At 46.5% G+C, this 12,935-nt stretch carries 11 protein-coding genes; 10 read left to right on the top strand and 1 reads right to left on the bottom strand.

The window, feature by feature from the left end:
• The 4 genes from ACQKD4_RS07450 (at position 1) to nth (ending at position 3,816) form a co-directional block, all read left to right on the top strand.
• A complete protein-coding gene (locus ACQKD4_RS07450) occupies positions 1–1,188 on the top strand; it encodes a pyridoxal phosphate-dependent aminotransferase (RefSeq protein WP_427372949.1) in 1,188 nt (395 codons plus the stop codon).
• A gap of 20 nt (positions 1,189–1,208) precedes the next feature.
• Positions 1,209–2,510 carry an asparagine--tRNA ligase gene (gene asnS / locus ACQKD4_RS07445; RefSeq protein WP_074034607.1) on the top strand — a complete coding sequence of 434 codons (1,302 nt, stop codon included), beginning with the start codon at positions 1,209–1,211 and terminating at the stop codon, positions 2,508–2,510.
• A 62-nt stretch (positions 2,511–2,572) separates the two neighbouring features.
• Positions 2,573–3,157, top strand: coding sequence for a DnaD domain-containing protein (locus ACQKD4_RS07440; protein WP_214783625.1), 585 nt, complete (start codon positions 2,573–2,575; stop codon positions 3,155–3,157).
• On the top strand, positions 3,157–3,816 hold the full coding sequence (gene nth, locus ACQKD4_RS07435) for an endonuclease III (RefSeq protein WP_427372948.1): 660 nt from the start codon (positions 3,157–3,159) through the stop codon (positions 3,814–3,816). The genes ACQKD4_RS07440 and nth overlap by 1 nt, the downstream gene beginning before the upstream one ends.
• A 38-nt stretch (positions 3,817–3,854) precedes the next feature.
• On the opposite strand, the gene ACQKD4_RS07430 is transcribed toward nth, so the two are convergent.
• Positions 3,855–4,706 (bottom strand): DUF3800 domain-containing protein, encoded by an 852-nt coding sequence (locus ACQKD4_RS07430; RefSeq protein WP_198930015.1) that lies wholly within the window; start codon positions 4,704–4,706, stop codon positions 3,855–3,857.
• A gap of 357 nt (positions 4,707–5,063) precedes the next feature.
• Between ACQKD4_RS07430 and recU the strand changes: the two genes are divergently transcribed.
• The 6 genes from recU to ACQKD4_RS07400 all read left to right on the top strand — a co-directional run bounded on the left by recU (position 5,064) and on the right by ACQKD4_RS07400 (position 12,935).
• Positions 5,064–5,690 carry a Holliday junction resolvase RecU gene (gene recU, locus ACQKD4_RS07425; protein ID WP_214783619.1) on the top strand — a complete coding sequence of 209 codons (627 nt, stop codon included), beginning with the start codon at positions 5,064–5,066 and terminating at the stop codon, positions 5,688–5,690.
• Positions 5,691–5,710: 20 nt separating this feature from the next.
• Positions 5,711–8,326 carry a transglycosylase domain-containing protein gene (locus ACQKD4_RS07420; RefSeq protein ID WP_427372947.1) on the top strand — a complete coding sequence of 872 codons (2,616 nt, stop codon included), beginning with the start codon at positions 5,711–5,713 and terminating at the stop codon, positions 8,324–8,326.
• A gap of 80 nt (positions 8,327–8,406) precedes the next feature.
• Entirely contained in the window at positions 8,407–8,967 is a 561-nt protein-coding gene (locus ACQKD4_RS07415; protein ID WP_427372946.1) for a hypothetical protein, read from the top strand.
• A gap of 16 nt (positions 8,968–8,983) precedes the next feature.
• Positions 8,984–11,233 carry a DEAD/DEAH box helicase gene (locus ACQKD4_RS07410; protein ID WP_427372945.1) on the top strand — a complete coding sequence of 750 codons (2,250 nt, stop codon included), beginning with the start codon at positions 8,984–8,986 and terminating at the stop codon, positions 11,231–11,233.
• Positions 11,230–12,393: a ribonuclease H-like domain-containing protein gene (locus tag ACQKD4_RS07405; RefSeq protein WP_427372944.1), complete on the top strand. Its 1,164-nt coding sequence runs from the start codon at positions 11,230–11,232 to the stop codon at positions 12,391–12,393. Before ACQKD4_RS07410 ends, ACQKD4_RS07405 begins: the two co-directional genes overlap by 4 nt.
• Positions 12,390–12,935, top strand: a complete 546-nt coding sequence (locus ACQKD4_RS07400) for a DUF1273 domain-containing protein (RefSeq protein WP_214691931.1) — start codon at positions 12,390–12,392, stop codon at positions 12,933–12,935. The genes ACQKD4_RS07405 and ACQKD4_RS07400 overlap by 4 nt, the downstream gene beginning before the upstream one ends.

Here is a 12,935-nt window from a genome sequence, read left to right as displayed (position 1 = left end):
ATGGAACATCTATTAGCGAAACGAGTGAAACAACTCACGCCGTCGACAACATTAGCGATTACAGCTAAAGCAAAGGCGCTCAAGGCTTCGGGCAAAGATGTCATTGGACTCGGCGCAGGTGAGCCTGATTTCAATACACCGGAACGAATCATCGATGCTGCGTGTCAAGCGGCTCGTGATGGCGATACGAAATATACACCTTCGGGCGGAACGGTCGCGTTGAAGGACGCCATCATTGAAAAAACGAAGCGGGACAGCCAGCTGACGTTTGAGCGCAATGAAGTCATGGTCGCTTCGGGTGCAAAGCATGCGCTTTACGCATTGTTCCAAGCGATTTTAGATGAAGGTGACGAAGTCATCGTCCCGACACCTTACTGGGTCAGTTATCCAGAACAAATCAAACTCGCTGACGGTGAACCTGTATATGTCGATACAAATGAAGACACATCCTTCAAATTGACACCTGAACTGCTCGAACGTGCAATTACAGATCGTACGAAGGCAGTCATTTTGAACAGCCCTTCAAATCCGACGGGAATGATTTACACGAAAGAAGAGCTACAGGCCCTCGCCGATGTCGTTCTTCGACATAACCTTCTCGTCGTGAGCGATGAAATTTATGAGAAGTTGATTTATGGGGACGCAGAATTCGTATCGATTGCGACTCTACCAAACATGCGTGAACGTACAGTGATCATCAATGGGGTCTCGAAGTCCCATGCGATGACAGGATGGCGAATCGGGTATGCCGTTGGTGATGCGACAATTATCAGCGCGATGACAAACTTAGCGTCTCACTCCACATCAAACCCGACATCTGTCGCTCAGGCGGCAGCGGTTGAGGCATACAATGGACCACAGGATGATGTAGAGATGATGCGTCAGTCATTCGAAGAGCGACTCGACATCGTTTACAACCGTCTCGAACAAATTCCAGGAATCACTTGCTTGAAGCCACAAGGTGCATTTTACTTATATGCCAATGCGAAAGTTGCCGCGACTGAGAGTGGATACGACACAGTCGATGCTTGGTGCGAGGCAGTACTTGAAGAGGCAAACGTGGCACTTGTTCCAGGTTCTGGTTTTGGACAGGAAGACTACGTACGATTATCATATGCAACAGAATTAAAACGCGTATTAGAAGCGCTCGATCGAGTAGAAGACTTCATTACGAAGCGCGCTCGATAAGCGAAAGGATGGAAATGAACATGACAACAATTTCGATTAACCAATTTAAAGACTACGAAGGACAGACGGTCCGCGTCGGAGCTTGGATTGCCAACAAACGTTCTAGCGGGAAGATTGCCTTCCTTCAACTACGTGACGGTAGCGGATTTGCACAAGCAGTCGTCGTGAAGGCTGACGTCTCTGAAGAATTGTTCACTCTTGCTAAAGGTGTGACACAAGAGACTTCTGTCTGGGTGACAGGTAACGTCAAGTCGGATGGTGGACGTACGCCACTCGGATTTGAATTAGAAGTGACAGATGTAGAAGTGATTGCAGAGTCAGTGGATTACCCAATCACACCGAAAGAACATGGAACGGAATTCTTGATGGATAACCGTCACTTATGGCTCCGTTCACGTCGCCAACACGCAATCATGAAAGTGCGTAACGAAATCATTCGTGCGACGTATGAATTCTTTAATAAAGAAGGATTCGTCAAAATCGATCCACCAATCCTTACGAGCAGTGCACCAGAAGGCACGACAGAGTTGTTTGAGACAGATTACTTCGGTCAATCCGCTTACCTCTCACAGACGGGCCAATTGTATATGGAAGCCGCTGCAATGGCACTCGGTAAAGTCTTCTCGTTCGGACCGACTTTCCGTGCAGAGAAATCAAAAACACGTCGTCACTTGATTGAGTTCTGGATGATCGAGCCAGAGATGGCATTCTTCGATCACGACATGAACCTTGAGATTCAAGAGCAATACGTCTCATACATCGCACAATCCGCGCTTGAGAACTGTAAGGATGAACTTGAATTCCTTGGACGTGACCTTGAGAAGTTGGCACAAGTGAAAGCACCTTTCCCACGTGTCCGTTATGAAGATGCAATCAAATTCTTGAAATCAGAAGGATTCGACGATATCGAATACGGCGACGATTTCGGTGCGCCGCATGAGACGGCGATTGCTAACGCACACGACCAGCCAGTCTTCATCACGCACTGGCCAAAAGAAATCAAACCGTTCTACATGAAAGTGGACCCTGAGAATCCTGAGCTCGTTCTTTGTGCAGACTTGATTGCACCAGAAGGATATGGAGAAATCATCGGGGGATCACAACGTGAAGACGATTACGATCGTTTGAAAGAAGAGATCATTAAAGAAGGTCTTGATGAAACGGATGCATACGACTGGTATCTCGAACTTCGTCAATACGGTTCGGTCCCGCACTCTGGTTTCGGACTCGGACTTGAGCGTACGGTTGCATGGATCAGTGGAATCGAGCATATCCGTGAAGCCATTCCATTCCCACGTTTATTAAACCGAATCCACCCTTAACGATTAATCGGGGAAGACGTCATGTCCTCCCCGATTGATGTGTCTTAGAAAGGAAGTGCGACATGGATGCACATCAATTGATTCAATTATTCGAGCAAAGTCCGGTCGTTATTCCGCGCAAACTGTTCACTGACGCTAGACGACTCGACTTATCGCCTGTCGAATTCAGTCTCATCGTCCATCTTCTTGAAATGACTGGGGAAGGCATCGTCATGCCACTCCCAAGCGAATTAGGAAAACGGTTGAACGTCTCTGAGAATGAGGCGCGCTCTGTGTTACTCGGCTTGTTGCAAAAAGAATTGATTGCCATTGACGCTTCGAGTAATGGCGAGCGATACAGCTTAATACCTCTGTTTGAAGCGTTGCAAGGAGAAGAGAAGGTTGTACCGCAACAGACGTTGAATGAAAATATCATCCATACGTTCGAACGAGAATTTGGGACGATCACTCCGTTTGAGATTGAACAAATCGTCGGATGGATGACGGAAGATAATTTCAGCGAAGAACTAATTATGGCCGCGTTACGCGAAGCGAAACTTCGGAATGTTCGAAACTTCAAATACATGGATAAAATATTACGCGTCTGGCAGGACCATCAAGTCGAGACGCTTGAGGATGTCGTGGAATATCAACGGAGGAATAAATGATGTTGACGAAAGTCCAGTTACAAGAAGTGTCTGATACGATGAGGCAAATGTTCCCGGATGCACATTGCGAACTGACGCATCAAAACCCATTCGAATTAGTGGTCGCCGTGGCCCTCTCCGCCCAGGCGACGGATGCCCTCGTCAACAAGGTGACACCGGGCTTGTTTGAAGCGTTTCCGACAGTCGAAGCGATGGCTGCGGCAGACGTTTCAGAGATTGAGGCGTTGATCAAACGCATTGGATTGTATCGGAACAAAGCGAAGAACGTGAAGGCACTCTCTGAAAAAATCGTGAACGAGCATGACGGCATCGTGCCGTCGGACCGGGCATCACTTGAGGCCCTTCCAGGTGTCGGTCGTAAAACGGCCAACGTCGTCCTGTCGGTCGCGTTCCATGAGCCGGCCTTTGCGGTGGATACCCACGTCGAGCGGGTGTCGAAGCGTCTTGGCATTTGCCGCTGGAAAGATAACGTCCGTCAAGTCGAGGATACGTTGATGAAGAAGTTCCCACGCGAGGAGTGGTCACAACTCCATCATCAATTTATTTTCTTCGGACGCTATCATTGTAAAGCCCAGAGACCTGCCTGTGAGACGTGCCCGCTTCTTCATATGTGTCGGGAAGGAAAGAAACGAATGAAGTCTGCGAAAGTCACAACATAAAAAATGCATCGGCACATGTGTGTCGATGCATTTTTGTGTTAATGATTCCAAGGATGGTCGCTCCACTCACGACGCTTTTTCGTGATGGGTACCTTTTTGAAGCCCCAGTTGCGGAAATCTTGGTCTGGACTTTCTTTACGAATGTAAATTTTGTCCTTGATTGCTTTAAAGATTCGGTTCTCGTCCCCATAATGGACGAACCGTGGTTTTACCTCGATCACACCTCGACGGACACGTGAAAGTGGTAGACAGACGAGGTCAGCGATTTCTAAACCGGATTGATACATTGTGTTCTGTTTCTCAGAGAAGATGAACCCTTTAATTTTTTGACGACTCTTTTCGACATCTAGATGGACCGTGCCCGAGTTGAAAATATCAAAAAATGCTTTTTGAATGAGTAAGTTCTGGTAATCATCTCGTGATTCGAGGACGACGCGTGCACTGACCGCCTCTGTTTCCTCTAAGAACGCATAGAACGACTTCATCAAGTGGGCGAAGGCGACTACATACGGATCTTTTGGCGTCGAATAAAAGTCATGTAGTTTTTGTTTATCGACTTCAACACTGACGATTGTACAATCGATTCCTCGCAAAAAATCAGGTAGCTTGTCCCAAAAATCACGCAACATGTCGATCGTGATGCCATCTTCTTTCCCATAAGGATGCTCGGCTTTTAAAATTTCTTTTAAATGAAGCGGGATTTGCTCGGTTTTAAAAACATCTCGCTTGAACGCGTGAAGACGTCGCTTCAATTCACATGGCATTCCAGTCTCATCCGCATCGATTGAATATTTGTACTCCATCAGAACACCAGTCAAATTGAACTGCGTGTTTCCTTTCGGTGTACCTGTTTCGTCGACGAACATGACATACTTCTTTCCACTTTCCATCCAATCCCTCCAAAACGGCTTAACAGTAACGTCTTTAAGCATTCTATTTTATTTCCGAATGATGATTCGGTCAATCAATTGCACAGGTATTGCACACTTTTTTTCAGAATGACATCAATTAGGTTTATCGATGTGTCATCTTGGATAAACATTATAAGTGCTATTATCATAGAAAAACAATCGGGTCATACATAACGAGAGCTTTTCAATTTGGATACACAATCGCTTACATACTAGTTTAACATACGGGAGTTTGGTACGATATGTGTTGCGGTAAATCCACACAAGTGTCGACCGACAGAAGTCGACAATCAGACCTGAGACGGAAGGAACGAGTGGACCGACCTGTTAATATGTATGTATGGGGTGACGACATTGTTCCATTATCCAAACGGTAAAAAAGCAAAAGTGACAAAGACACCAAAGGAGGAAGGAATTTCGAAACAACCCTCGAATTCTCCAACCTATGCGAATCGCGGAATGAATTTGGAGACATTGTTGAATGAAACGAATGAATTTTATCGAATCCATCAACGAGCCGTCATTCATAAGAAACCGACACCGCTACAAATCGTCAAAGTCGATTACCCCAAACGAAGTGCAGCCAAGGTGACGGAAGCCTATTTCAAACAGGCATCCACGACTGACTATAACGGGGTGTATCGCGGCAAGTACATTGACTTTGAAGCGAAAGAAACGAATAATAAGACGTCGTTTCCGCTCGGCAACTTTCACGAGCACCAGATTGAACACATGCGCGAGTGCGAACGCCATGGAGGGATTTGTTTTGTCATAATCCGCTTTAGTCGCTATAATACGCAATATGTATTGACCACGGAACAACTTGTTCAGTGGTGGGAACAACGATTGACGGGACGCAAGTCAATTCCACTTCGTTTTATCGAAGAGGAAGCGATTGAAGTTCCGACGAGAGCCTTGCCGTCGATTGACTATTTGGCGGTGCTCGATCAATGGCTCGATTGAATAGAAGGAGTGAACCATGAATGGAGCGAAGTAGGGTCGCACGTCGACAAGATTCGACGACGAATAAACGCAAAAAAACTGGGAAACAACCAAAGACGAAGAGTAAAAAACCGATGTGGAAACGCATCTTTTTATTAGGTTTCTTATTATTTATTGCAGCAGTCATCGCGTTTGGGGCATATACCGTATATGCGATTGCAACGGCACCAGAGCTTGATGAAGAAAAACTCGTCGATACGTATCCGATTCAGTTAATCTCTGCTGAAGGAGAACCGCTCGAAGGAGCCGGTCAAATTCGGGAATACGTCTCCATCGACGATATTTCAGAAGTGATGCAACAAGCGGTCGTCTCGATTGAGGACCGTCGTTTCTATGAGCACAACGGAATCGACTTACGTCGGATCGGTGGCGCAGTCGTGGCCAACTTGACTGACGGTTTCGGTGCAGAAGGTGGGTCAACCATCACGCAGCAGTTAGTGAAACAGTCGTTTCTTTCAACAGATAAGAAGTTGAAGCGTAAGCTTCAAGAGCAGTGGCTCGCGCTCAAACTTGAACGTGAGTATACGAAAGAACAGATTTTAGAGATGTATTTAAATAAAAACTACTATGGTAGTGGTGGATACGGTGTACAAACCGCATCGAAGCGCTACTTCAACAAGCCGGTCTCTGAGGTCAACTATCAAGAAGCGGCAATCCTTGCAGGTCTTCCGCAACGTCCAAGTGCATACGATCCAATCAATGGTGACCAAGAGTTGACGCGTTATCGCCAAGAACAAGTCTTGTCTGCGATGAAGCGAGACGGCCACATTTCGGAAGAACAGTATAACGAAGCGCTTGATGTTGCCATCGCAGACGTCATTTCACCTGGTGAAGAGACGGAAGAAGAGGCGTTCACACGTGCGATTTATTCACGAGTGCTTAAAGAGCTAGAAGATGACTTCGGACTTGAACAGTCAGACATCTACGGAACAGGTCTAAAAGTATATACGTCAATCAACAAAGAATTGCACACGAAAATCAATAGTGATATTAAATCAAACAATGTCAATCTTCAAACTAATGGTTACCCAGAGGAATTAAGAATGGGTGCGACCGTACTGAATACGAAGACGGGCGAGATTGTCGCGATTGTTGATAGTCATCAGGAAAAACAAGGTGATACGACGTACCGTGACTATTCAAACGAGAAGTATCAAATTGGGTCAACGGCGAAGCCATTCTTCGACTACGGTCCGGGGATTGAAAACGGACAATGGTCGACTGGGAAAGTATTACTTGATGCACAACTTGAAGGGGAATTCAAACCGAGTAACTACTATACGGGCTTCCGCGGACCAAATACGATGCGTCAATATTTGAAGATTTCTGCAAATACGCCTGCTGTTCGCGCATATCAAGAAGTTCAGGATGAGTATGGTCAAGAAGCGATTGAATCGTTCGTGAAAAATGTGGGGATCGAACCTTCATATTCTGGCGATCAATTAAACCCATCAAATGCACTTGGTACGGCAGAAGCGAGCACGACGCAGATGGCTGCCGCCTACGCGGCACTTGGTGCAAACGGTATGTATACAAAACCTCACTTGATTCAAAAAATCGAGTTTAATGATGGTTCAAGCATTAACTCACCAGTCAAAGCGAAACAGGCGATGGAAGACTATACGGCATACATGTTAACCGATATGCTCCGTGATGTAGTGAGCGCTGAAGGCGGAACATATGTACCGGGTGCATTCCCATGGGATGTAGCTGGGAAAACGGGTACGACCAATGAACCGAACTCAAAGGAACCAAAAGATAAATGGTTTACAGGATACTCGACCGACTATTCTATTTCGGTTTGGACGGGAAAATCGAGTGAAGCCACATCTGAACAATTTGATCCTGACCATGCACAATATTTCTTTGAATATATCATGCAGGAAGCGACAAAGATTTCAGGTCAACCCGACCGCTTCCAACGTCCAGACTCTGTCTTATCACTCGGGAATGAACTATATGTCAAAGGGACGAAGCCAAAGGATCTTCAACCTGAGAAGCTTGCCGCTCCAACGGGTGCAAGCGTCAACTATGATGAAGATTCAAAAGCAGGCTCTGTCTCGTGGTCATACGATTTTGATGGCGCACAAGCAGATGGCTACTCAGACATCTCATTCACCGTGACGCAACAGTCAGCCGAAGGCGGCGAACAAGTCGTCGGTACGACGGGAGAGACGAGTATTGATATTTCGAACTTGGCTGAAGGGGACACAACGTTCACCATCGTCGCTAAGGCGACAAACCCATTGACGGGTGAACAGCAATCTGCCCCAGCACAAGCAAGTTACTCAATCGAACCAAAAGAAGAACCGAAGGATGAAGAAGAGGAAAGTCCTTCTGATGAAGAGAATAACGAAGACAACCCATCGGACGAGAACAACGGTAACGGGAACGGTAATGGTAACGGAAACGGAAACGGTGAAGATACCACTGACGAACAAAATCCTGATGAGCCAGCGACCGATGAAGGTACGGACGAAGGAACCGACCAACCGACGGATGGAGATGATGAAGGTGCTCCGCTAGAAGGTCAATCGAATAATGAATCGCCAGCCACGGAACGTGGGAACGGCAATTCGAATAACGGAAACAACTAAGGAAGGCAGGGCGACATTGTGCGCCCTGTTTTTCGTATGACTTTGTTATAATGAAAAGAAAGGGAACAGGATGGTGACACATGGTTCAACTCTCTTTAAAGCGAAAGATGAAAGTGTTATTTGTTATGGATCGACTGCAAGACGACGATTTCGGCGTACCGCTCAGTGGACATCTCGGATTAAAGCTTTCCCATTTGCTATTAAAAGAGTCGATTCCACTCGGACGTCTCATCCAAGATCAGACCGTCGCTGAAGCGATTGGACATTCTTACTTAAAACGAATCGGAGTCGAAACGATGTTCACGGGTGAAGAATCCTACTATCCAGACTTACTTCGTGGCAACCGTCAACAGTTATCGACAGACGAGGATTATTATAAAACGGTGCAACGCTACGCCAAACATCTATTAGCGGTTCATTCGAAATGTACGAAGCTACATACCATTGTCTTATTCGGTCGATCGACACAACGTCTATTTTCAGACGCGCTCCTCCGCCTTGAAGAAGAGAATGCACATGTGGCTGATACGTTTCAACACATGACCATTTTAAAAATGCCCGCTGTATCGAGAATGATACGAGATGAACGGATTCAATCGATCCGACAAACCGTAGTCGAACTTGCACCTTCGAACTCATAAAAAAGAAGGTGAACTGATGCGAAAATCACGCTCCGTCGAAGAGATGATTCAAGAATTAAAAGAAGACCCGAGCTTTGCCAAAAACGTTCGTCACTGGCATACAGTCGATGCACGTCCGGCACAATATGCACCTATTCCAGAGCAAGTGCCGGAACAATTGACAAACGTATTGAAAAATCGGGGAATTGAGCAACTGTATACGCACCAAGCTGAGGCTGTGAAACAAACGGCTGCCGGTCATTCGACCGTCATTGTGACCCCTACCGCATCAGGGAAAACATTGTGCTATAACTTACCGGTACTTTCAAAAATGATTGAAAAACCGACAGCACGTGCACTTTATTTATACCCGACAAAAGCGCTCGCCCAGGACCAAAATAGTGACTTGATGGAGATGGTCGAGGCACTTGAAGGGAATTTACGATGCTTCACGTATGATGGGGATACGTCTCCCGCTGCCCGAACGAAAGTCAGGGATGCGGGGAATATCGTCATCACCAATCCGGATATGTTACATTCCGGTATTTTACCGCACCATACGAAATGGATTCGTCTATTTGAAAACTTAGAATACATCGTCGTCGATGAGTTACACACGTATCGGGGCGTATTTGGTAGTCATGTGGCCAACGTATTTCGCCGCTTAAAACGAATTTGTGCCTATTATGGGAGTCACCCAAAATGGATTATGACTTCTGCGACGATTGCGAACCCGCAAGAACTCGCCGAATTATTGACGGAAGAGGAAGTCGTATTGATTGACCGAAACGGGGCACCACAAGGGAAGAAACACCTCGTCTTCTACAATCCTCCCGTCGTCAATGAGGCGCTCGGAATCCGAAGAAGTGCAACGCTTGAGACGAAACGAATCGCGTCGAAGCTCGTTGAAGCGAACATCCAGACCATTGTCTTCGCACGTTCACGTGTTCGAGTCGAGGTGCTTCTGACGTATCTACAAGAATTGACACGACGAGAACTTGGACCAAAGTCAATCGTCGGGTATCGAGGCGGTTATCTTCCGTCTGAACGACGCGAGATTGAACGGCGCTTACGAAATGGCGAAATCAAAGCAGTCGTATCGACGAACGCGTTAGAACTCGGCGTCGATATCGGTCAATTGCAAGCATGTGTTCTCAATGGATATCCTGGAACCGTCGCCTCACTCTGGCAACAAGCAGGTCGTGCCGGTCGTCGTCATTCCGAATCACTTGTCGTATTCGTCGCATCGTCTTCCTCTCTTGATCAGCTCGTCGTCGAACAGCCGGACATGATTTTAGACCGTTCGCCAGAAGCAGCTCGTCTTGACCCGAACAACTTGATCATTTTAGTCGATCACATGAAGTGTGCTGCATTTGAACTACCTTTTCAAAAAGGAGAGCGCTTCGGAACGGTCGACACGGAGGATATTTTAGATTTCCTGACAGACGCACAAGTGCTACACGAACGAGCGAATAAATACTATTGGATGACCGATTCATTCCCGGCGCATGATATCTCCCTTCGGACGAGCGACCAAGAGAATGTTGTCATCGTCGACCAAACCGCGAAGCATCAAGTAATCGGTGAAATGGACACGTTCAGCGCGATGACTTTGTTACACGATGAAGCCATTTATTTACACGGAGCTGAACAGTATCAAGTCGAGAAATTAGACTTTGAAGAGAAGAAGGCTTTCGTCCGTCGCGTCGATGTCGACTACTATACGGATGCGAATCTGGCAGTAGAATTAAAAGTGCTCGAAGAGAACAAAACGGATGGTGCAAAAACGTTTGGTGAAGTGTCGGTCATTGCGATGGCCACGCTCTTTAAAAAAATCAAATTCGGGACGCATGAGAATATCGGGTCAGGTCCGATTCATCTTCCGGAGCGAGAACTGCATACGACGGCGACATGGTTCACATTAGATGAACGCTTTGCTTATTCGGAGGCAGATCTTGAAGATCAACTCGAAGCGGTCAGTGACTTATTCAGAAGGCTTGCACCGCTCTATCTCATGTGTGATACGCTCGATTTATTTACAACCATTCAAATGAAGTCGACTCATACGAATAAACCGACCGTCTATTTATATGACCGTTATCCTGGTGGCATCGGTCTCAGTGAGGCGCTCTATAAAGATGCAGACATGGTACTCGAAGCAGCAGAGCGGACGGTATCGGACTGTCCTTGTGAGAGCGGATGCCCTCGCTGTGTCGGTATGATTGGATACGGAGACTTCAAGCATCAGGTCATCCGTCAGTTACAAGCTTTGAAAGGATCGTTATGAAAGCAAAATTATCTAGATTGATTAAAACAAAAGAACCTGTCGAACGTCCGCGCATCACTTCACCTGATGAAGTGGAACAACAGAAATGGACTGAACAAGGTGGAGAAATTTTAACGTTCGAAGAAGAATGGTGTGTCCGAATCCGAACCACCTATCCGCTTGATGAGATTTATCACGACTATGCGTTCGGAGACGCCAGACGAATGATGCAGAAAACGAATCATCCGTTTTTCGCGGTCGACTTAAAACCGGATCAAGTCTTATTTATGGATACAGAGACGACCGGATTACGTGGGTCCGGGACGTCGATTTTCTTAATCGGGTTTGCACGGATTCGTGCGGAACAACTTGAAATGATTCAGTATGTCTTGCCTCATCCTGCCTTTGAGACTGCCTTTTATTATCATTTTCTACAGGACATCGGGGATGAGGTACGGTTCGTCACCTATAATGGAAAGTCTTTTGATTGGCCACAAATCAAAACGAGACATACGTTTGTCAAATCACGGGTAAAAGCATTGCCTTCCGTCGGTCATGTCGATCTATTGCATGCGGCAAGACGATTGTTAAAACCGAGGTTAGAATCGGTGTCGCTCAAAGCGGTCGAAACGTATTTCGGTCACGGACGGACAGACGATTTACCTGGATTTTTAGCTCCGATGCATTATTTTCAGTACGTCAAAGAGCGCAACCCTGAGATTCTCATGCCGGTCCTTGAGCACCATCATGCGGATTGTTTGAGCCTCGTCTCTCTTTACACGCGACTCAGTCAACTCGTCATGACTCCTGAGACTGATTTCGGAGAAGAGCGTGCGCATTGGTTGCATGACCTAGGGGAGCAGGAGCAGGCGCTTAAAGAATTCGAACAGCTATCTGACCCTTCGAAGCGAGCGGTCATGCGGCAAGCGCTCTTATTGAAACGAACAGGTCGTATGGAGCAAGCAATCCCACTCTTTGAATCGTTGCATACGATTGAAGGGTATGTGGAGCTCGCAAAGTACGCAGAGCATAAACAGAAGGACGTGGCACTCGCGATTGATTATACGGAACGAGCCATCGAACTGCTCGAGCAAAAGCGCACCGTTTTACGTCAAACCGTTAATCGCGAGAAGACCGATCTCGAACATCGGCTTGCCCGTCTAGAAAGGAAGCAATCATGAAAGTTGTAGCCGTCACAGGATATCGTCCCCATGAACTTGGGATTTTCAAAGCGGACCATCCAGGGATCGACATCATTCAAGAAGCTTACCGCAAAAAAATCCTAGAAGTCATTGAATTAGGCGCTGAATGGTTCATCTTTAGTGGAACGAACGGTTGTGAATTATGGGCCGGACAAGTATTGTTAGAGTTAAGAGAAACATATCCGATTAAAATTGCGGTATTTCCTCCGTTCTTAAATATGGACGAACGCTACAAGCCGTTCGAACAAGAATTGTTTGTGCAACTTCAACTCGAAGCAGATTTCTTTGAACCGTTGACGCAACGGCCATATGAGGATCCGAGTCAATTACGCGCAAAAACTGCATTCTTTTTAGATAAAGCAGAAGGATTGATTACCTTGTATGACGAAGAAACGGAGGGAAGTCCCCGTTTTCTAGTCGAAGGGGCTCGGCGAAAGCCGAATATGGAGGTCTTCCTCATCACACAGGAAGATTTACGTGTCATTGAGGAAGAAAAACAATGGGAACAACAATGGGAGTGA

It is taken from the genome of Exiguobacterium sp. NPDC077395, from assembly GCF_050269125.1.
Lineage (GTDB): Bacteria > Bacillota > Bacilli > Exiguobacteriales > Exiguobacteriaceae > Exiguobacterium > Exiguobacterium aestuarii_A.
This window is presented reverse-complemented; position numbering and strand designations above follow the sequence as displayed.

Bases quoted from the DNA above. Each gene is read 5' to 3' on its own strand.
- ACQKD4_RS07450 (WP_427372949.1), top strand. From the start codon at position 1: ATGGAACATCTATTAGCGAAACGAGTGAAACAACTCACGCCGTCGACA.
- asnS (WP_074034607.1), top strand. From the start codon at position 1,209: ATGACAACAATTTCGATTAACCAATTTAAAGACTACGAAGGACAGACG.
- ACQKD4_RS07440 (WP_214783625.1), top strand. From the start codon at position 2,573: ATGGATGCACATCAATTGATTCAATTATTCGAGCAAAGTCCGGTCGTT.
- nth (WP_427372948.1), top strand. From the start codon at position 3,157: ATGTTGACGAAAGTCCAGTTACAAGAAGTGTCTGATACGATGAGGCAA.
- ACQKD4_RS07430 (WP_198930015.1), bottom strand. From the start codon at position 4,706: ATGGAAAGTGGAAAGAAGTATGTCATGTTCGTCGACGAAACAGGTACA.
- recU (WP_214783619.1), top strand. From the start codon at position 5,064: ATGTATGGGGTGACGACATTGTTCCATTATCCAAACGGTAAAAAAGCA.
- ACQKD4_RS07420 (WP_427372947.1), top strand. From the start codon at position 5,711: ATGGAGCGAAGTAGGGTCGCACGTCGACAAGATTCGACGACGAATAAA.
- ACQKD4_RS07415 (WP_427372946.1), top strand. From the start codon at position 8,407: ATGGTTCAACTCTCTTTAAAGCGAAAGATGAAAGTGTTATTTGTTATG.
- ACQKD4_RS07410 (WP_427372945.1), top strand. From the start codon at position 8,984: ATGCGAAAATCACGCTCCGTCGAAGAGATGATTCAAGAATTAAAAGAA.
- ACQKD4_RS07405 (WP_427372944.1), top strand. From the start codon at position 11,230: ATGAAAGCAAAATTATCTAGATTGATTAAAACAAAAGAACCTGTCGAA.
- ACQKD4_RS07400 (WP_214691931.1), top strand. From the start codon at position 12,390: ATGAAAGTTGTAGCCGTCACAGGATATCGTCCCCATGAACTTGGGATT.